Here is a 21022-nt window from a genome sequence, read left to right as displayed (position 1 = left end):
GGGTGCCTCTCATTTATAGAAGCACCCTTTTCTTCATTTCAAAAAATGTATGACTGTTTCTGCAAATCTATCTGCTTCCTCATAATGAGGTGAATGACCGCTCTCTTCAAATACGATATACTTGCCGTTTCGGGCATCTTTATTAAATGTTTTAATTTGTTCTTCACACGTTACTACATCATGTTTTCCTACTATTAATAACATTAGATTTTGTACATCTTTTATTTTTGATAATAATGATGTATGACATGCTCCCTCTAATTTTAATCTATCAAAGTGAATTTTGGAGCGATTTGAAAATTTTTCCCACTCTTCATCACTGTATAAACTCTCATCTGTCCTATCTTCCTTATTATTGTAAATCTCCATTCTTTTTTCTTCTAATTCAGCGCTTAATCTTATATAAGCTTCTAACAACTCTTCTGAACTAGCATCGCTAGATGAATAAGCAAAGCATTCTTTTGCTATTTCTTCTTTTCCATACTTTTTTAATAAATGCCCTGTCTTTTGTAACAAAGCCCTACTTGTTAATGAAAAATTAAAAGTTGGTCCTTCAAATATTATTTTCTCTATTGAACTTGGATATATCGACGCATAAAGCAATGCTACATATCCACCGAAAGAGTGTCCAATTATAGACCACTTCTCAATTTGTAATACTTTTTTTAATTCCTCACAGTCTTCAATCAAATCATTTAATCCAAAAGCTTCGTCTTCAGTAATTTCTTCTGAGCGACAAACACCTCTTTGATCTATCATAATTACATATAGAGAATCTTTTAAACGTTCCGCTTGATGAAATGAAAAATCATAACAACTTTCTCCTGGTCCACCATGCAAGTATAAGACTGGCTTATTTTTAAGATTTCCATGTGTTTCAACGTATAGCTTTTTCCCTCTAATATTCATATATTTCCCTGCTTCTATCAAATTTTCCTTTATGATCATCACCCCTTTTTTACTGAATATTATAACATTTAGTATTAAATAATCCCTATTACATTTAAAAAGACGATAATTATTGCAAGTGGTGCTACAAATCGAAGTAAAAATGCCCAACAAGTAAATACTTTCTTTCCATAATTTCCACCTACAAAAAACTCTGCTTCTAGTACCTTCTTCTCCATTTTGAATGAAACGAAAATACTAATAAATAGTGCTCCAAGTGGCATTAATATATTACTAGATAAAAAGTCTACTGCATCAAAAATATTCTTTCCAAAAATCGTAATATCACTCCATACTCCAAATGATAACGCAGATGGTATACCTACTAAGAAAATGCCGAAGCCGATCATCCATGATAATTTCGTTCTTCTTTCTTGTTCACCATTTGCTAATGCTGAAACAACAGTTTCTAGTAGAGAAAATGCTGATGTTAATGTCGCAAATGTAAATAGTGCAAGAAATACTGTTAAGAAAAATCCACCAAATGGGATTTGACTAAATACAGATGGTAATACGATAAATAGTAATCCAGGTCCTTCTGTTGGCTCCATTCCTAATGAAAATACGGCTGGAAAAATAGCAAGACCTGCAAATAATGAAACAAATAAATTTAATCCAACAATTGTTATTGCTGATTTTGGTAAACTTTCTTTTTTATTTAAATAGGAACTATACGTAACCATAATTGAAATCCCGATACTAATTGCAAAGAATGATTGCCCCATTGCGAACAAAATACTTTCCGAAGTAATCTTTGAGAAATCTGGTTGTAAGAAAAACTTCACACCTTTCATTGCATCATCAAGTGTTAACGAACGAATAATAAGAGCGACAAATAAAACGAACAATGCTGGCAACATATATTTACTTGCTTTTTCAATTCCGTTTTGTACACCCTTTGATACAACCCATATCGTAATGAACATAAAAGCGAAATGTCCCATAATAGCCCAAGCAGGATTCCCAATTGTTTCAGTAAATAATGTACCGTAATTTTGTCCTGGAGTAATCAGTTGTCCAGTTATTCCTCTGAATAAATAAATTAATACCCATCCACCTACAACACTATAAAACGAAAGTAGTATAAAACAAGTTCCAACACCAAGGCGTCCAATCCAATGCCATCCTGTATTTGGTGCGATGCTTTTAAATGCTCCAACTGCTTGTTTCTGCGTACTGCGTCCAATCATAAATTCAGCTATAAGTAGCGGTAGTCCAATTAAAACAGTAAATAATATAAATATTAAAAAGAACGCTCCTCCCCCACTCTTCCCAGCGATATAAGGGAACTTCCATATCGCACCAAGTCCAATTGCTGATCCGGCTGCCGCCATTATAAAACCTAATTTCGAAGTCCATTGCTCCGTCTGTTTCATCTCATTTTCCTCCTAATTAAATCTTTTTATATAAATAAATAAATTTTATAAACCTATTCAAATAAACCCTCCATTTCTTCTTCCATATAATAAAAAAATGGCCTAGCATCTCTATATAAAGAGACGCTAAGCCATTTACTTAACGCGGTACCACCCTTATTGATTCCATTATGAATCCACCTTAGTAGTAATCGTTTGATTACAAACCTAATATCGAAGGTTAACCGTTAAGATTTACTAAGAATGTAATTCCGTTCCACCTTACTGCTCCTAGGCGAGTTCAGGATGTCATTTGACTATGTCACACCAACCCATAGCTCTCTGTACAAATACATGACCTTACTACTCCTATTCAACACATTTTAATATTTAGAATATATTTTCTTTTGAAATTAATATGAAGTATATCTGTTATATTTGTAACTGTCAAGTGTATATTGATTTTTTTGTCGAAATGGTTCATATTTCAACTGACTTTTACTAAGCTTATTAGAAAAAGAAAGAGTCTATATTTTCACCTTTTTAAACGAACTATAAAAAAAGAATCTTCGCGATAATCGCGAAGATTCTTTTTACGGTATGAGACGAGTACAATCTCTCGGAAAAGCACTCGCCTCTCGTACATTTGTTAATTCTAAAAGTTTATATACAACCCTTTCTAACCCAATTCCGAAACCTCCATGTGGTGGACAACCATATCGAAATGTATTTAAATAAGATTGAAATTTATCTGGGTGTAATCCTTTTTCTTTAAACGAAGCGAGTAACATTTCATAATTATGAATTCGCTGTGCCCCTGACGTTATTTCTAATCCTTTATATAATAAGTCGAATGAATCAGTAATAGCTGGATTCTCTTTATTCGGCATCGTATACATCGGTCTCGCTTTTTTCGGATAATGCGTAATAAAAACAAATTCACTATTATATATTTCCTTCACATATTTCCCTAGTAACTTTTCACCTTCTGTATCTAAATCCCCTACAGGAGATTCTTTACGATACTTACTTTTCAAAATTTCTTGTGCTTCTAACAATGTAATTTTAGGTATTTCAGTAATAACAGGTACTTCTATTTGTAATAGTTGTAGTTCTATTTCACATTTTTTCGCTACTTGTTGAAACATATATCGTAAAACATCCGTTTCTAGTTGCATCACTTCATAAAAATCATGAATAAAACCAAGCTCTACGTCTAACGATATATATTCATTCAAATGACGGGAAGAATTATGATGTTCCGCTCTATATACAGGTGCAATTTCAAAAACTCGTTCTAACCCACCTGCCACCATCATTTGCTTATAGAACTGTGGTGATTGTGCTAAATAAGCTTCTTTTTGGAAGTATGGAAGCTTAAAAACATTTGCTCCTCCTTCTGCCCCTTGCGAAACAATTTTCGGCGTAAAGATCCGTGTGAAATCGTTCTCTATAAGAAATTCACTAAAACTCTGAACGAGTGTAGATTTCACTTTAAAAATCGCTGCGGTTCGCTCATGCCTTAATGATATTACTCGCTCATTAAGTAGTTGATCTAAGCCAACTTGTAACTTCTTTTTATTTATTTCAAATGGAAGTGGCTCTGCACCGTTTATTACTTTCACTTCATGAGCAAGTACTTCAACACCCAATTCTGTTTTCGATGTCTCGACTATTTCACCAATTACGTGGACGACACTTTCTACATCAACTTTATATCCAGCCAATTCATTTTCTAATACACATTGAATTACTCCTGTTCTGTCCCGTAATAATAAAAAACTAACATTTCCAAGATGTCGAATCTTTTTTACCCATCCTTGAAGTAATACAACCTTTCCACTTTGCTTTGTACATTCTTTTGTGAGTGAACGCTTCATTATTGAATCCATTATTTTTCCCTCCAGTAATTTTATATTTATTTACGTTATTGTTGTCATCGTCATCATCCACGGTCACTCACCCCCTTTCAAAGAATACAAAAATCCGCCCCTATAAATAGGGACGGATTTTTTCCGCGGTACCACCCAAATTGTCATACTGACCATCTTAGCCCTGATAACGGTAGGTACCGTTTGCTTTTACTAATAATCACGTTCAAAGCAACACTCACAGGTGTCTTTCCATCATGCGGTATCGCAACCTTCCCAGCAACTGGCTGCTCTCTGTAGACCTTTGCACCATGTACTTTTCCTGATCATCACTTTTTATATTTACAGAGTATTCTAACTCCTCGCCTTATAAAACGCAAGCTTTTTTTGAAACATTCTGGTTTTATAACTCCTAACTTCTTCTAAAGTGTGAAAAGTTAATTTTGTAATACATATTCTTATGTATTACATCCAAAATTACACCTTTAATATTTTCCAATTTTTACATAAAAACTAATTCATTTACGCATATTAATAAAAATTTTAAAGCGAGGTGTGTATATGCAAAAAGCAATTAGTTTCTTTCTCCTTTTGTTTTGCTTAATTGTAGTAAACGAAACGTATGCCTATTCACCAAAATCTTTACCAATCTCTCAAAACTCTGATCAATGGCAAGTGAATATTGATAAACCGAAAAAAACAAACAAGAATATGCTTCAAGCTAAAAAAGATGAATTTCAAACATATCATTTTTCAGTAAAGAATGTCGGGAATAGTGAAGTATATAATGTAAACGTCGAAGTATTCCGCAACGAACCAAATAAGAAAACGAAATATGAACTCTTTTCCCTAAAGGAAAGTTGTTTGGCAAGCGGAAAAACTGGATTTGAACACGCTAATTTACCCGTTGCTACAAAAGCAGATGAAGTTGATGTTATTATTACATGGCAAGAACACCCATTCCGATCGATGCGAAATGGTCAAAAAGTTGAATCTAGAAAATTTAAAGAGCATTTTGTTTTTAAAGAAGCTAAAAAGTAAATGGGATACGGATATATTCACACTATCATTGATATAGCTTTATTTACTAGTACCAGTTCGTAAGCAAATTAAAAAGTCGTGGCTTATAAATGCCACGACTTTTTATATTAATTCGTACTAATGCCTCTCGCTGCCCAAATGCGATCGATATCAGCAGCATGTTGTCCGCCATATAAAAGAGCATCCGCTTGCTTAATCGCTTTCGCTCCATCACTGAATTTAGAGTTTGGTGTTAATGACCAGTGTGATTGTAAAATGATTTTTGTTGCTACATCACGGCCAAAAGCTTGTGCCATTTCGTATTGGCCTTGAGCCCAAATTTCACCATCATCATGCACTTCATTCGTTATATCTTTCGGATATACTTTATTCGTATCTAATCGGCGTAAGCATGTTGGATCTGAACTAGAATAAGCTGTCGCATCCCATTCTCCAACACATGCTTTACCATATCCAGTAGTCGATACTGCATCTTCATATGTAGCACCTAAGAAGTCGCCAAATCCTTCTCCCATCGCTCCACCTTCTGCTGAACTACCAAAGCCAGGAACTTGGTTATCTTGAATCGAATGCCCATACTCATGTGCGATAATACCAGCATCTTCTGCATCATCAACACCGCCAGTACCGAAAGTTAAAGCTTTTGTTGATGGAGAATAGAATGAGTTATCATCAGTTGTACCATTAACATTCACTTTTATCGAACGGTTATTAATATTTTTAAAACCTAGACTTTGAATGTAACGTTGCAATGTGTCGATATGATAGTACGACATAACATCTTCAAAGCTATCATTTGCGCGTGTATAGTTAAATTGTAAATTCGTAGATTTTGTTTTCGCTTTTGAAGAAATCGTTACATATTCTCCAATTAAAAATCCTGTTCCATCTAAACCTTTTAACGTAACAGTTTTCAGTTGGTTCGTTAGAGCTGTTGAATCTGCATCGTTATTATCTTTTAAGCCTACTTTACTACCGCTAGATACGACTGGGTTAGGTAAAAATACTTTTCCTGACCCTTCAGCTTTTCGGTTTATATCAACCTTTTTAATTAACTTTCCATTTTCTGCATCAATAAATGTTTCCCATGCACCAAATGGATTATTAGAATGGACTACAACTTTATATACTGGACGAGCAATTCCTTCTTCAACAATATATCCGAACTCTTTATCTGTAGGAGCCCATAAATTTTGCTCACTTGCTTCTCCAACATACGCCATTGATTTTTGTATTGCATCTTTTTCACTAATTTTTGTCGTTACTTCCTTCACACCTGTAACAGGCTGATAATCAGAAACAGCGAGTACTCCCTTTCCCTCTCCGTTAAGCGTAACTGTTATTTGTTTTGAAAATACAGGTGCACCATTAACAACTTGTTGGAACCTAACATATGAAGCTACTGATGTTTCTGTTGTAGAAATATATTGCAAGTCTGAAAGATCTGTTTTCAATCCATACTGCGCAGCATTTTCTTTTAAATATTCAGTTGCTTTTTTCTGTGGCGAATAAGCTTCTAACTTTACTTGCTGTTGTTTTTCCAATGCCGAAACCGTAGAAATCGTCCCCATTACTAACGGCACGGTCATTGCCATTGCCACCATTTTTTTATTAAACATAGAACCACTCCCCCTAATAAAGTAGCTCAACCTTATCCCATTACCACTAGGCAATCATTCCCCGCAAAACGGATGGATAAAAATTGAATCTACGAGTAATTCTCTATGAACACTTCTATTACCTTTCCATTTAGGGTAAGTGAAATTTTCTCAATATTTATGTGTAAAGTGAACACAATACTTTAGAAAGAAATTTCTAAATCCATTCCTTATCCCTAAAGCTTTTCATATTACTGTTTAAAAAAACAGACTATTTTTTACCTAACGATAGGTTGAAAAAATCACTTGTAAGTGATACGATTTAAATAACCTTTTTTTAGGAGGATCTATATGAGTAAAAGTGAAGAAACACTCTCTTCAATAATGGAAGCAAGTTATCGCCTTTTTGCTACGTACGGTATTGTTAAAACAACTTATACGATGATTGGTGAGGAGGTTGGTATCGCAAAACCATCTATATATTACTACTTTAAGTCTAAAGATGCTTTAATTGAATGTATTTTTACTGAATTATGTAAAGCTATGCAGTTCTCTTCTTATTTCCATACAGAAGAGTTTACAAAATCAAATTTTATTGAAAAATGTATTGCAATTGGCCTTAAAATAATTGATGAACAGCGAAACGACCCTTATTTTAACCGAGTGTTACAAGAATATGTATTACTATCTTCAAGAAACAAGATGTACAAAGATCGATTACTAACTGTGCAAACAGAATACTTACATGGATTTGAAGTACTCCTTATAAAAGCAAATGAACTTCAATTAATTGAAAATAAAAATCTAGTTTCAAAAGCTCATATGTTAGCATTAGTGCTTGATAATATCGGAAATTTTATGATGATTGATGCAAAGATAGATTATAAACAAATTTGGATTGAAGCTGTAAATAACATTTTTGAAAGAAGGGGTTGAAGTGAATACAAAAAAACGCATTATCGGCTTAGATTTTGCTAGAGCTTGGGCGATGTTTGGTATGCTACTTGTTAATTTCATGGTGATAACAGGTGCAGAAGGAAATGGTCCCCCTTTTTTAATAACCTTCATGTCACTATTTGAAGGTAGAGCCTCTGCTTTGTTTGTTATACTTGCTGGCATCGGTATAACTTTAATGACTAGGTCAGCCGTTGCTAGCAATGAACAAATAAAAATTTCTAATAGCCGAAAGACCATATGGAAACGATCACTTTTCTTATTTATTTTAGGATTACTACTATATGTAATGGAGTGGACTGGGGATATATTACACTACTATGGTGCTTACCTTTTCGTTGCTGCATTACTCATGACAGTACGCAAAAAACTATTACTTTTTCTTTCTATCATTATTTTATTGTTCGCACAATCTCTTCAGCTTACTTTCAATACTTTCGAGGGTTGGGTAGGTCCAACTCCATTTATAAATTATGTAGACTTCTGGACAATAAAGGGTTTTCTTCGCAACTTATTCTTTAATGGCTATCACCCTATTTTCCCTTGGTTCTCGTTCTTCTTAATCGGTATGTTAATTGGCAGGTTAGATCTTCATAATAAAAAAATAAAAAAAAGATTACTCTTACTCGGTATTACAATCACAATATTGACAGAACTTTTATCAAAAGGACTTACACACTTTTTTATTCCATACATCGGCAGAGAGACCGCCACATTTTTATTTAATACAGGACCCATCTTACCAAATGTATTATATATTTTATCTGCTACAGGATCCTCTATTGCTATATTAATCATTTGCCTCTATATCGCTGAAAAATATAGAAATAATTGGTTTGTCACTTCCATTGTGCAAACAGGACAATTAACATTAACTCATTATGTCAGTCATGTATTTATCGGTATTGGGACATTAATTCTATTAAATAGAATGGAAAATCAATCACTACTATTCGTTTTATTATTTGCTACTGCATTTTTCATTTTCAGCATTTTAATTAGTGTGTTATGGAGAAAGAAATTTTCTAGAGGTCCTATCGAATGGATTATGAGGAAATTAGCCGGATAAATTTCCATCATACAAAAAGGAAGTTGGAATCATTCCAACTTCCTTTTTTCTTTAATTAGCTGCACTTAATTTAATTCTAAGTTTTGTTTCACCTAAAGAAAGTTCATCGTCTTCGTTCGTTAAGTGACCAAATGTAAATTGTTTAACGAGTAAGTTTTCTTCCAATAAATCTTTATGGTTCGTTAACGTTCGCTGTAGCTCTACTTCTGTATCAAGAATAACATCGACTCGTAAATTAACTGGTAAATTCAACTGTTTACGATATTCTTGAACCGCACGAATGAATTCACGCGCTACTCCTTCTTGCAACAATTCTTCCGTTACATTCGTATCTAACATAACTGTATATTGTCCGTTAGTCGTATTAGAGAATCCTGATTTTGCAACTTTCTCAACTAACACATCTTCAGCAGTTACAACTACTTCTTCTCCTGGTGTTGCTTCGTAAACTGCTCTTCCTGTTGATACAAAGTTTTGCACTTCTTCTTGTGATAATTGTTTTAGCCAACCATTCACTGCATTCACATTTTTACCGAACTTCGGCCCCGCTGTTTTAAAATTAAGCTTCAATTGATATGATGTGTATTTTGTTTCATCGAGTTCAACATGGAACGCTTTTACATTTAACTCATCCATAACGATATCACGATAAGATTCCCAATCCATATCATTCTCGTTATGCTCAAGTAATACAAGTTCTGCTAGCGGCTGTTTTACTTTTAAAGAATGCTGATTACGGTTACTTCTTCCAAGTTCAACAACTTGTAAAACAGCATCCATTTCCGCTTCTAATTTCGGCTGAAGTAGTGATTCATTTACAACTGGATAATCGGCTAAATGAACGCTGCTTCCTTCTAAATTCAGATGAATGTCTTCCGCGACAAATGGTGTAAATGGTGCAATTAATTTACTAATTGTTACAAGTACTTCATGAAGTGTCTCATACGCAGCTGCTTTCTCAGCGTTCATACCAGATTCCCAGAAACGATTACGTGAGCGTCTTACATACCAGTTACTCACTTCATCTACAAGTGCTGCAATTTCACGAGCTGCATTCGTAAATTGATAATCATCAAGTGCCGTTCTCACTTTTTTCGTTGTACTATGCAATCTTGATAATACCCATTCGTCTAATTTCGTAAGCTTTACATCATACGTTTCTTTCGGATTATACTCATCTAAATTTGCATATAAAACGTAGAAGCTATACACATTGACTAATGTATCTACAAATTTAGATTTCGCTTCCAGTACTGTTCTTTCAGAAAAACGCTTCGCATTCCACGGGGCACTATCAACAAGTAAAGCCCATCTTAGCGCATCTGCACCAAATTTATCTACTAAATCAACTGGGTCTAGTGCATTTCCTTTGCTTTTAGACATTTTCTGCCCTTCTTCATCTAAAACATGCCCTAGTGATAACACTCGTTTATACGGTACTTTTCCTGTATATAGTGCTGATACTGCTAATAAACTATAAAACCAGCCGCGTGTTTGATCAATTCCTTCTGCAATAACATCCGCTGGAAACTGCTCTTCAAATAACTCTTTATTTTCAAATGGGTAATGATATTGTGCAAATGGCATAGAACCACTATCAAACCAAACATCAATTACTTCTGGTGTACGATTCATTGTTCCTCCGCATTTCTCGCAGCAGACTTGCACTTCATCTACATACGGCTTATGCAATTCCAAATCTTCCGGTGTTTCTTTCGTACTATGCTTTCTTAATTCGGCAATGCTCTTCGGTGCGAACTGATGATTACAACTTTCACATTCCCACACGTTTAATGGTGTTCCCCAATATCTATTTCGGCTAATATTCCAGTCCACCATATTTTCTAAAAACTTACCAAAACGTCCATGTTTCATATGATCCGGATACCAAGTAACAGAATCATTATTTTGTAAAAATGTATCTTTAATTGCAGTTGTTCGGATTAACCAACTTTCTCCTGCATAATAAAGTAGTGGTGAATCACAACGCCAGCAATGCGGATAGCTATGTTCATATTTTTCTTTATGATACAGTAAACCTTCCTTCGCTAAATAACGAACGATATCCACGTCACAATCTTTTACAAATCTCCCTTTCAAAAATGGTACCGCTTCTGTATACTCACCTTTTTCATCTACAACGTGCAAGAATGACAATCCTTCACTTTGAACGACTCTATAATCGTCCTCTCCATATGCTGGAGCAATATGAACAAGTCCTGTACCACTATCTCCCGTTACAAAATCTGCTGCAATAACGCGGTAACCATTTGTAACTTCTTTCATCGGAAATGGCGCTGTATAAGATGTGTTTAATAATTCTTCGCCTTTATGAACAGATAATACTTCATAGTTCTCTTTTAATACTTCTTGTACACGTTCTTTCGCAACAATGTATACATGACTTTCTTGTTTTGCTTTAACGTATTCCATATTTGGATGGACAGCAAGCGCAACGTTTGCTGGAAGTGTCCAAGGTGTTGTGGTCCAACCTAAGAAATACTCATTTTCACTATCTTTCACTTTAAACTTCACAGTTGCACTTAAATCTTTTACTGTTTTATACCCTTGTGCAACCTCATGTGAGCTCAATGAGGTTTGGCAGCTTGGGCAGTATGGTGAAACTCTATGTCCTTTATATAACAATCCTTTTTCATGGATTGTCCCCAAAATATGCCATACACTTTCGATATATGGATTCTTTAAAGTTACATATGGATCATCCATATCTACCCAATAACCAATACTTTCAGTGAATTCACGCCACTGCTTCTCATATGTGAAAACACTCTCTTTACACTTTTGAATAAATGGTTCAATGCCATATTCTTCGATCTCATGTTTACCAGAAATACCAAGTTGCTTCTCAACGCCTAATTCTACAGGTAAACCATGTGTATCCCATCCCGCTTTTCTTAACACTTTATAACCAGCCATCGTTTTATATCTTGCTACTAAGTCTTTAATTGTTCGTCCAAGTGCATGACCTACATGCGGTAGTCCGTTCGCCGTTGGTGGTCCTTCATAAAATACGAAAGACTGTGCGCCTTCTCGATTCTGAATTGATTGTTCGAAAATATTTTGTTCGTTCCACTGTTTGCGAATTCGCATTTCTCTTCCTACAGCTGATTCTTTTACATCTACTTTTTCCATATACAATCACTCCTTTGAATATTTTAAAGCACACAAAAAACCCGTCCCTATAAAGTAGGGACGGGTTTACCCGCGATACCACCCTAATTCTATTAGCTTTTTCACTAATAGCACTTAGCAACGTACTATCATACGTGTTCTTTGTAACGGTAGACATCCGTCCGGGCTTACTTACTTTCAGCCTCAGCTCCTCGGAGATGATTTTCAAATAACGTCTGCACACCGGCTTTCAGCAATATACCGGCTCTCTGGAGAACAGCTCACTATTTTACTCTTTCTCGTCTTCAGATTTGTATACTTTGTTAAAAGTTATTTTATGCCATTTAGCAACTAATTGTCAACTAATTCAAAATATATCCTTATCTTTTTCCCCTATTCTTATACAATTACTTTTCAAATTCTCGCAATGCTGCTAAATTTTCATCATCCTCAATAAGTTCAACAAAGAATCCCGAGTCATCCTCACGAAGGACAATTTCAAGCTCTTCCTTCGCCTCTTCATTTCTATTTAACTGTGCTAAATAACAAGCACGATCATATCTTGCTAACAAATCACTTGCATCCATTGTTAATACTTCATTTGTTATTTTTTCTGCCTTTAGTGTTTGGCCGACACCATGATATGAAGACGCTAAAGAAAGAAGAATTACTGTTTCATTTGGATGATGTATAGAAGCATTTTCTAATACTTGAATTGCCTCTTCAAACCTTTCTTGACTTTGATATATTTCTCCTAAAGCAAGAAATGCTCTACTTACAAACGGTGTTTGCTCGGTTAATTGTAAGATAATCTTTTCTGCTTTTCTTTCTTCCCCTGCTTTAAAGAATACTTGTGCTTGCAGAAGAAGAGTATCATAATCATCTGGTAGTTCTCGAACCATTTGTTTCGTTAATTCCAAAGCATCTCTTAACATATCTTCTTCCTCGCACTCAACGAAAAGATTTACAAGTTGCTTCGCTACGTCATAATCCCATTTATTTTCTAGTGACGTGTGCAGAATCTCTATTGCTTCTTTATTCATCTCTACATTCTCATAAAATAGCGCAAATCGCTGTGCTGCCATACTATTTTTCGGATTTAACTTTAAAGAGATTTCATATAAATCAATTATCATAGTAACCATTGAAATTTCTTTCGCACGATTTTTCATACGATAAAAAGCTCTCGTAATGATAGATCGTTTCGGCTGTTCATGCAGCTGGCGTTCAATCCATATTTCCGTAACCGCAGCTGCAGCATACATGAATGCTGCACTTCTTTCTGCTTTTTTCACCTTTAATGTATGAAGAAAATCTCGTATGTTAGACAATTTTTTATGTTGCTCTACTGCTTTTACATAAACATCAAATATACGTTCATTATCAAAATCTTTTTGTATTACTTTCATTGCAACTTCAATTGCTTTTACATTTCTTTTTTTCACTAATACTTTTGCATAATGATATAGTACTTCTATATGCTCACCATCTAATTGTAGCGCGTATTCAATCTGTGCTTGTTCTTTATCTGTTTCATTCATCGCTCCGTACACATATGCAATCGCATCTAAACGCCATATTTCAGGTACTTCGTCCGCTAATTGTTCTAGTTCAATCAGCAATTCTTCCTGAAGGTTCATTTCTACTGAAAGCTGTGCCAAATATTCCATATTAATATGCAACGGCTCTTCTTTCATCGCCTGAACCATATGACTTTGTTCTTTAGAACGGTTTTCTTCTTTTTCGTATATTTCCGCAAGCTGTAAATGTACACCTACGAAATTCCCATCAAGCTCTAAACATGTTTCATACGCCTGCTTTGCTTCCGTCAATTGCCCTAATGCCATAAGTGTTTCGCCAATTCGGTAATACGGTAATGCCGTTTCCATTTGTTCTATCGCCTTATTATATCTTTTCATCGCTTGGCCGTACTGTCCAATAGATTCATACAAAATACCTGCATAACAACCGTACTCACTTACTTCATTTCTTTCTTTGTGTAACGTTCTTAAAAATGCTATACCTCGTTGTACAAATTCCGTTCCTTTAATTCGATTCACATATTCATCTAACGCACTTGCTACATTATAATCACTTTTCTTTATACCATTTTCTAACTTAGATAGCGCTACTTTAAATCCTTCTTCATTTCCACCAAGTTCAATTTCAGCATCCCATAAAACCATTCCTGCATTCATGAGGAAATCTTGGCTCTTTTCAATTTGCTTCTCAAGACCAAGAATATATTCTTTTGCTTCCTTATATTGTTCTCTTGCCATATAAACTTGTGTAAGTCCGAAGTGAGAATAAACATCCTCATCATTTTCTTCTAAAGCACGCTTATACAATACTTCTGCTTCTTCCAAGCTATCATTTTGAAAATGATAGTCACCTAATTTTACGTAAAGAGGTGCTTTATCATCACAATTCTCAATACCGTTTAATAAAATTTCTTTCGCACTTTCCTCATCCTTCAAATCAGATTCGTATATTTCCGAAAGTTTCGTATAAATGTAAGGTGCATTACTATCCAAATGAATCGCTACTTTAAGCCCTTTTATTGCTAAATATAATTTCCCTAGTTGATGTGCACATCTCGCTCGTTCATACCATACATGCGCTTCATATTTATACTCTTTTAACAAGTCATTAAAGATTTCATATGCTTCTTCATATCTTTCTAAATCTATTAATATTAAACCGTGATTTGTTAAAGTGAACCTTTCAGGACTACGCTCTAACGCAACTTGAGAGTATTGCAATGCTTTTTCAGATTGATCAATATACATATAGGATAAAGCGAGAAAACTCCAAGCAATAGGCTGATCTGCGTCTAATTGTAACGATGAACGAAAGCTTGAAATCGCTTCTAGATAACTTTCCTGTTCAAACGCATATCTTCCGTTTATTAAATGATATAAAGCACGATTATTTTTCTTCTCAACGCTTGTCAGCATTTGCTCCGCTTTCTCTACTTCCTGAAGACGAATAAAACACTGTGCACCATGCAATTTAACAAAGTCCGAGTTCGGAAACTTTTCCATTAACTTATCGATACAATATAAAATAAATTCTTTATCTACTTCAACATCTAAGTGCTTTATCGTATATAACCACGTATTTGGATTATCACTCGTTTCTTTTAAAAATTGTACTAAGTTACTAATTCCCTCTTTGTCATGTTCATCTAAATGATCCGTAAGAGAAAAAATAGATTTAAAATAACGATCTTCTTCTTCACTTAGAAACGCTAGTTGCTCCTTCTTTTCTTTCGGAACAAACGTGATTGCTAAACAGCCTGTATAACGATATTTTTCTTGTAATTTACTATATTCCACAAGAACTGGTTCTATAAAGTTTGGATCTTGAACATAGAAAGCTTGCAATGTATCATCATATCCAGATAGAACTTGTACGTGTGAAGCATGCTCAATATCTATACTTAATAAAACAGGAATTCCTTCGTCAATCAGTCTCTTATAATTCTCTTCATTCCCTTTAAAATAACGATATTCATAACCTAATTCTTCTAAATAAGAAACAGTATCTGAAAACTTCGAACCTGTCATATCAAAAATAAACTCTGCTATTTCATCTTGTGTACGTTTCTCTCCCCATATACGCAACATCATCTCTAAGCTTGTCGGAACACAATAATTATCCTTTTGTACAATAGGAACTATCGGCAAGTGAACCTTTTTTCCATCCGGATTTTTTTCTAAATTATGATATAAAGATTCTTTTAAACTCTTTTCTTCTTTTAATAGTTTTTGTAAATCTGCAAATTTATTCATTTTGTACAGCGCTTCTGCACGTAAATGTACAAAGTAAGTATTATAGGCATGATATGGCAGCTGAGTATTTATGTTATCTATTACCGCTAACATCTCTTCATATTGCTCTAAATCTAATAAATACTTTATCTTCTCAAAATGAAAATATGGTACTTGTGGGAATTTTACAATCGCATCATCGATTAACTGTATCGCGCGTTTTTGTTCTCCTTTATTCGCATACAATTGTGATAATAAATAGGTAGATAACTCTTCACAATCTTCATGCTGCATGCCAGCAATAAATTGTTCTTCCGCTTTCTCCCATTCACCTGTATGCATATAAACGTAGCCCCATTTATCAAACACTGCGCGTGCACTGTACTCCTCTGCTTTTTGCATATACATTAACGCTTCTTCGTTTCGTTTCATTTCTAAAAGACATCGTACTAACGTAAAATATGTTTTCGCTAAAAAATCTGCATCTATTTCTTCTTTACTTAACTCTTCTAAAGAAGATTTTAACAACTGCTCTGCTTCAAGAATTTTCCGCTCATCAATTAACTCATCACAATATAAAGAGAGCGTTCTCATATTTGGGAATTTTTTATAAGCGTAACGAATGAGGAATGAACTGTATTGGTGCATAAGCCCTTCATCAGTAAGGCGAATTAATATATCGAACTCCTTATGCGAAGGAATATTGGCAAGCCAATTCTTCACATAGGATAAAGTATTCGTTTCTTTTATATATGCAATTTCATTATTTATTTCCTGTAATCCATCTACAAATCTCTTGTCTTTTAAACAAGTTTCTAACTGCTTAAAATCTAGCATGCATTCACCTCGAATTTATATTTAAACTGCTACTTGCTTAGATTTTACACACCATATAGTATGTATTCAACTAAAATCTCTTATAATAGATGTTATTAATTAATATTATTCAAATTTATAACAAAATATAGTAAAAATGATTGTTTTTCTCCGTATTTTGTTTAATTATATGGAATAATGTAACATGCGGTTTTAATCTTGTAGAAGCTGAAATTAGTACATAAAATTATATCGGCGATAATTCAAATATATCAGCGATTCTTTCATTTTATCGGCGATTTTCAAATTATATCGACCGATTCTTAACATATATCAGCGATTATATGTCGAATATCGACTTATCGACATTAAACGACAAGCCTTATACATCATACCTTTTAACAAACTATGTCACCAAATGTAATTTTCATATTGGGAGCGTATACAAAAGAAGAATACACATGAAATATTTTAAAAAATCGTAGTTCAGCTTCATATTGAGCTAGCGCATTATCATATGTTAATCCTCTGGCTATTAAACGTTCTACAAATTGTTGCTTATCACCCGGATCACCTGCAATCCCCTCTTCTTTTAATGATTGATACAAATCGTTTTTATCATTGTGATGCATATTTGAATCTAAAAAGTTCACTTTATCGCTTACTCTACATTCAATATTTTTCACACCTAATTCACTTAAATATATCGGTATTTTCATGCCTATTTTGCCATCTTTACCATTTCTTTGCGTATCACTTTCAAATAATTTCTGCAAAACACCTAGCTGAATAAATTCCGATTGTTTCTCCCCCTCTAGTAAATAAGAAGCCATATTAGAAATCCAATGTGGTTCAAAACAGATTATTTTCCCGCCTCCTTTTATATACAAAACTAAAGTTCTCTATATAATAGCCGTATTCCTACACTTTTCTTAAAATTTCAAAGCAAAAAAGCTAGTGTATTTTTACTAATACACTAGCTTTTTATTTGGAAGAAAAATTTAACAAGTACAATCACAATCAAAACAATCCGTACAGTCTAAATCATCACAATCTGCTTTTCTCTTTCTTTTGTTTCTTTTAAGATAATAATACAGTAGCCCAAACAATAGTATACAAATAACAAAAGCTATTATTGCTTCTGTATACTTATTTTGAATCATAAAACCAATTCCACTTCCGCCTGAAATAAAAATTAGAATTAAATAAATCCAGAACATCTATGTAAATACCTCCATTACTATATATCTTAAGTTAATATCCATATAACACTAGAGGAAATGAATAATCCCATACCATTACCGCTTAATACACCAGTAGTTATTCTTAGCAAATTTGAGCTACTTCTCCATTTCCACTTTTGGGTGAACCCATCGATAAGTAACGGAATTTGAGCGAAAAATGATAGTATGATTGCCAAAAGAAATGAAGGTGTCATATAAAAATAAATTGGAAACATTAAAATACCAATAAGCATGCCTGTACAACGCGCACATAAAGGTATGTACTTTTGTAGTTTAAAAAAACTCCTATCTAATCTTCTATGACAAGGAATTTGTAAAATAAAAGTTCGAATCAATATGAATCACCCTCTCTAAAAAGATTTTAATTGATTTTGCAAAAAAAATATATATCCAATAAAAAAACAAACCAGGTTTATACTAGACCCAGTTTGTCAGTTTACTACTATGTTACATCTCCTCAGGTGCCTCCACCCCAAGTAAACGTAATCCTTCTTTTAATACAACCGTCACAGCATAAACCAATGCGAGTCTGCCGTCTTTTTCTTTGCTCTCTTCTAATATACGAACATTACCGTAATATTTATTGAATGATTGTGCTACATCTAATATATATTTCGAAATAATAGATGGCTCATTTTTATTGAAAGCTGCTTCAATTATTTGCGGGAATTTATTTAGTAATTTTACGACACTCCAGCTATGATCGTCTTTTAAAGCAAATGTACATGTTTCAAATTCTACACTTTCTTTTCTTAAAATAGAACAAGCACGTGCATGTGTGTACTGTACGTAAGGTCCTGTTTCTCCTTCAAATTTCAGCATGTTTTCTAATGAGAATTCGATATTGTGCATACGCTCATTTTTTAAATCGTGGAAGATGACTGCACCAACACCGACTTGCTTTGCTACTTCTTCTTTCTGTTTTAAGTTTGGATTTTTCTCTTCAATATTTTGTTTTGCAAGTTCGATTGCTTCTTCGAGTACTTCTTCAAGTAAAATAACTCTTCCTTTACGTGTCGACATTTTCTTACCATCTTTTAAAATGAAGCCAAACGGTACGTGTTCCATACCATCAACCCAAGTATAGCCAAGTTTTTTTAATACGGTGAAAAATTGATTGAAATGTAAGCTTTGTTCTGGACCAACAACATATAGCGCTTTATCAAACCCATAAGTGTTTTGACGATATAAAGCTGCCGTTAAGTCACGCGTTGCATAAATCGTCGCACCATCTGATTTTCTAATTAAGCAAGGCGGCATTCCTTCTTCTTCTAAATTAACGACTAATGCACCTTCTGATTCTTCAAGCAACTCATGTTCTTCTAAAATCCCAATAAAATCTTCCATTAAATTATTATAAAATGCTTCTCCCTGAAAATTAGTAAATTCTACACCGAGAAGTTCATAAATGCGAGAAAATTCTTTAAGGGACTCATGACGGAACCAATTCCAAAGCTCTACCGCTTCTTCATCACCTTCTTCTAATTTCTTAAACCAAGCACGTCCTTCTTCTTCTAGTTCTTCGTCGTCTTTTACCTCTTCATGGAATTGGACATATAACTTAAATAGCTCACGTATTGGATCTTCTTTAACTACTGCTTCATTTCCCCATTTTTTATAAGCCGTAATTAACTTTCCAAACTGTGTTCCCCAATCTCCTATATAATTAATCCCTACAACTTCATATCCACATTTTTCAGCGATATGTTTCAGCGAATTTCCTATCATTGTAGAACGTAAATGCCCCATCGAAAAAGGTTTCGCGATATTAGGAGAGGAATAATCAATTACTACTGTTTTTTCACAGCCAAAGTGGTTTTGACCGAACTCTTCTTTCTCCGCTAAAACTGTTTTTAATACTGCATCACTTACAGTTTCACGATTGAAAAATACATTTACATAAGGACCAACGGCTTCTACTTTCGTAAAAAACGGATTATTTAATTTCTCAGCAACTTCCTTTGCGATAAGAGCTGGTGCTTTTTTATATTGCTTCGCTAATGAAAAGCATGGGAACGCTGCATCTCCAAATTCATCTTGTTTCGGTGTTTCAATTAAATCTAAAATTTGTTTTTGCGTTAATTCATTCGTGAAAATATTAGATAAACTTTCCGCAAACTGCATTTTATAATCCATGATACAACCTCCTTATTTTTTAAAACACAAAAAACTCGTCTCTAAAAAAGAGACGAGTTTTAACCCGTGGTACCACCCTTGTTGTTCGTTACGAACCACTTTCCCGTTTATAACGAGGACAGGGGGCCTCGGCTTTCTCTACTATTCGTTCAAGAAGCATCTCCGAAGTGCGCTTCATCTTTTTCTTCCGTACTAGGCTCACACCATCCCTAGCTCGCTTTCCTTCTAAAAAAGACTACTCTCTTCATCACAGACAGTATATTTAATTAATTATTGCTTATTATACATCTTTTCAAACAATTAGCAAGGGTCAATTACACCAAAGTGAAACTTAGCACTTTTTCTTTTGTATACATAAAAATTGTGTTTTTCAAATCTAGAACTACGAAAATGATCTTTTAAAACGACACGTTTTCTCGCCACTCGTTTTGCCTCCGCAATTGTTTCGTCAGTAATATCATGATACAAAGCGAAGTGTTTTAATCCTTTAATTCCGTCGGATTCTATGACAGTTTCTTCAAACATCGGATCAAGGTAAACGACATCGTAACTATTGTCTTCACATTGCGCTAAAAATGAAAAATGCTCCGTTTGCTTTACTTGAATTCTTTGCATTGCTTCATCAATTTCAGAAACGGATGAAGACCATGTTTTCAAACCATTTTCCATAATATAAGCCATATACTCATTGCCTTCAAGTCCTGTTACTTTTCCGCTTTCACCAACAACATAACTAGCTACAATACTATCTGATGCCATCCCGAGCGTACAATCTAACACTGTCATTCCTCTCTCTAATTGCGTGGCTTGTACAAACGGATCGTGTTCTCCACGCATTAACCTTTTCACACGAAACATCGCTGAGTTCGGATGAAAGAAAAACGATTCTTCCGTACCTTTTGGATAAATAGCTAATCGGTTCTTCCCTACGACAAGCACATCTTGTTCATACTGCTCATGCAGCTTATGTACTGGTATGTCATTACGTTTAACGAATGAACGATTTAATTCTGCGGCTACCTGCTTTGCATAATCTGTCATTTCTCTATTCGTTCTTCCTGCTGTTGTTACGATCATTGTTTCAC

Annotated in this window: 13 protein-coding genes, 1 pseudogene and 4 other annotated features; of the genes and pseudogenes, 3 read left to right on the top strand and 11 right to left on the bottom strand. The window is 34.3% G+C overall.

Translation table 11 applies throughout. The features are described from left to right. Window positions 1–33: 33 nt before the first annotated feature. From HFD78_RS14415 to aspS, 3 genes are all read right to left on the bottom strand, one after another. Window positions 34–909: an alpha/beta fold hydrolase gene (locus HFD78_RS14415; RefSeq protein WP_191968082.1), complete on the bottom strand. Its 876-nt coding sequence runs from the start codon at window positions 907–909 to the stop codon at window positions 34–36. Between the two features lie 74 nt (window positions 910–983). After that, window positions 984–2324: a sodium-dependent transporter gene (locus HFD78_RS14410; protein ID WP_000814542.1), complete on the bottom strand. Its 1341-nt coding sequence runs from the start codon at window positions 2322–2324 to the stop codon at window positions 984–986. A gap of 116 nt (window positions 2325–2440) precedes the next feature. After that, window positions 2441–2689: a binding site (T-box leader), on the bottom strand. Window positions 2690–2896: 207 nt separating this feature from the next. Next, on the bottom strand, window positions 2897–4195 hold the full coding sequence (aspS, locus tag HFD78_RS14405; protein ID WP_000377345.1) for an aspartate--tRNA(Asn) ligase: 1299 nt from the start codon (window positions 4193–4195) through the stop codon (window positions 2897–2899). A gap of 105 nt (window positions 4196–4300) precedes the next feature. Continuing rightward, window positions 4301–4513 (bottom strand) — a binding site (T-box leader). Window positions 4514–4735: 222 nt separating this feature from the next. Between aspS and HFD78_RS14400 the strand changes: the two genes are divergently transcribed. Continuing rightward, window positions 4736–5215: a hypothetical protein gene (locus HFD78_RS14400; RefSeq protein WP_001167907.1), complete on the top strand. Its 480-nt coding sequence runs from the start codon at window positions 4736–4738 to the stop codon at window positions 5213–5215. A 107-nt stretch (window positions 5216–5322) separates the two neighbouring features. On the opposite strand, the gene HFD78_RS14395 is transcribed toward HFD78_RS14400, so the two are convergent. Next, window positions 5323–6834, bottom strand: a complete 1512-nt coding sequence (locus tag HFD78_RS14395; protein ID WP_000482274.1) for a M36 family metallopeptidase — start codon at window positions 6832–6834, stop codon at window positions 5323–5325. Between the two features lie 330 nt (window positions 6835–7164). Between HFD78_RS14395 and HFD78_RS14390 the strand changes: the two genes are divergently transcribed. Beyond that, window positions 7165–7749, top strand: coding sequence for a TetR/AcrR family transcriptional regulator (locus HFD78_RS14390; RefSeq protein WP_000045222.1), 585 nt, complete (start codon window positions 7165–7167; stop codon window positions 7747–7749). A gap of 1 nt (window position 7750) precedes the next feature. Beyond that, window positions 7751–8836, top strand: a complete 1086-nt coding sequence (locus tag HFD78_RS14385; protein WP_001093121.1) for a DUF418 domain-containing protein — start codon at window positions 7751–7753, stop codon at window positions 8834–8836. A gap of 51 nt (window positions 8837–8887) precedes the next feature. On the opposite strand, the gene ileS is transcribed toward HFD78_RS14385, so the two are convergent. The 7 genes and pseudogenes from ileS to HFD78_RS14350 all read right to left on the bottom strand — a co-directional run bounded on the left by ileS (window position 8888) and on the right by HFD78_RS14350 (window position 21014). Beyond that, entirely contained in the window at window positions 8888–11989 is a 3102-nt protein-coding gene (ileS, locus tag HFD78_RS14380; RefSeq protein WP_000416540.1) for an isoleucine--tRNA ligase, read from the bottom strand. A gap of 53 nt (window positions 11990–12042) precedes the next feature. After that, window positions 12043–12283: a binding site (T-box leader), on the bottom strand. A 92-nt stretch (window positions 12284–12375) separates the two neighbouring features. Continuing rightward, a complete protein-coding gene (locus tag HFD78_RS14375) occupies window positions 12376–16578 on the bottom strand; it encodes a bacteriocin-processing peptidase family protein (RefSeq protein WP_000883843.1) in 4203 nt (1400 codons plus the stop codon). A gap of 377 nt (window positions 16579–16955) precedes the next feature. Next, window positions 16956–17441 (bottom strand): annotated as a pseudogene (locus HFD78_RS14370) (class I SAM-dependent methyltransferase); the annotation flags it as partial. 117 nt (window positions 17442–17558) lie between these two features. Further along, a complete protein-coding gene (locus tag HFD78_RS14365) occupies window positions 17559–17777 on the bottom strand; it encodes a hypothetical protein (protein WP_000498601.1) in 219 nt (72 codons plus the stop codon). 29 nt (window positions 17778–17806) lie between these two features. After that, a complete protein-coding gene (locus HFD78_RS14360; protein ID WP_000621476.1) occupies window positions 17807–18136 on the bottom strand; it encodes a DUF2085 domain-containing protein in 330 nt (109 codons plus the stop codon). Window positions 18137–18248: 112 nt separating this feature from the next. After that, a complete protein-coding gene (gene argS, locus HFD78_RS14355) occupies window positions 18249–19937 on the bottom strand; it encodes an arginine--tRNA ligase (protein WP_000384922.1) in 1689 nt (562 codons plus the stop codon). Between the two features lie 45 nt (window positions 19938–19982). After that, window positions 19983–20197: a binding site (T-box leader), on the bottom strand. Between the two features lie 40 nt (window positions 20198–20237). Continuing rightward, window positions 20238–21014 (bottom strand): class I SAM-dependent methyltransferase, encoded by a 777-nt coding sequence (locus HFD78_RS14350; RefSeq protein WP_000637476.1) that lies wholly within the window; start codon window positions 21012–21014, stop codon window positions 20238–20240. Window positions 21015–21022: the final 8 nt, after the last annotated feature.

The sequence above is a fragment of the Bacillus sp. EKM501B genome (assembly GCF_011800505.1).
Taxonomy (GTDB): domain Bacteria; phylum Bacillota; class Bacilli; order Bacillales; family Bacillaceae_G; genus Bacillus_A; species Bacillus_A cereus.
The sequence above is the reverse complement of the archived record's forward strand: the minus strand, read 5'-3'. Positions and strand labels throughout refer to the sequence as shown.

Coding starts and splice junctions, on each gene's coding strand:
- HFD78_RS14415 (WP_191968082.1), bottom strand. CDS start 909: ATGAATATTAGAGGGAAAAAGCTATACGTTGAAACACATGGAAATCTT.
- HFD78_RS14410 (WP_000814542.1), bottom strand. CDS start 2,324: ATGAAACAGACGGAGCAATGGACTTCGAAATTAGGTTTTATAATGGCG.
- aspS (WP_000377345.1), bottom strand. CDS start 4,195: ATGGATTCAATAATGAAGCGTTCACTCACAAAAGAATGTACAAAGCAA.
- HFD78_RS14400 (WP_001167907.1), top strand. CDS start 4,736: ATGCAAAAAGCAATTAGTTTCTTTCTCCTTTTGTTTTGCTTAATTGTA.
- HFD78_RS14395 (WP_000482274.1), bottom strand. CDS start 6,834: ATGTTTAATAAAAAAATGGTGGCAATGGCAATGACCGTGCCGTTAGTA.
- HFD78_RS14390 (WP_000045222.1), top strand. CDS start 7,165: ATGAGTAAAAGTGAAGAAACACTCTCTTCAATAATGGAAGCAAGTTAT.
- ileS (WP_000416540.1), bottom strand. CDS start 11,989: ATGGAAAAAGTAGATGTAAAAGAATCAGCTGTAGGAAGAGAAATGCGA.
- HFD78_RS14375 (WP_000883843.1), bottom strand. CDS start 16,578: ATGCTAGATTTTAAGCAGTTAGAAACTTGTTTAAAAGACAAGAGATTT.
- HFD78_RS14365 (WP_000498601.1), bottom strand. CDS start 17,777: ATGTTCTGGATTTATTTAATTCTAATTTTTATTTCAGGCGGAAGTGGA.
- argS (WP_000384922.1), bottom strand. CDS start 19,937: ATGGATTATAAAATGCAGTTTGCGGAAAGTTTATCTAATATTTTCACG.
- HFD78_RS14350 (WP_000637476.1), bottom strand. CDS start 21,014: ATGATCGTAACAACAGCAGGAAGAACGAATAGAGAAATGACAGATTAT.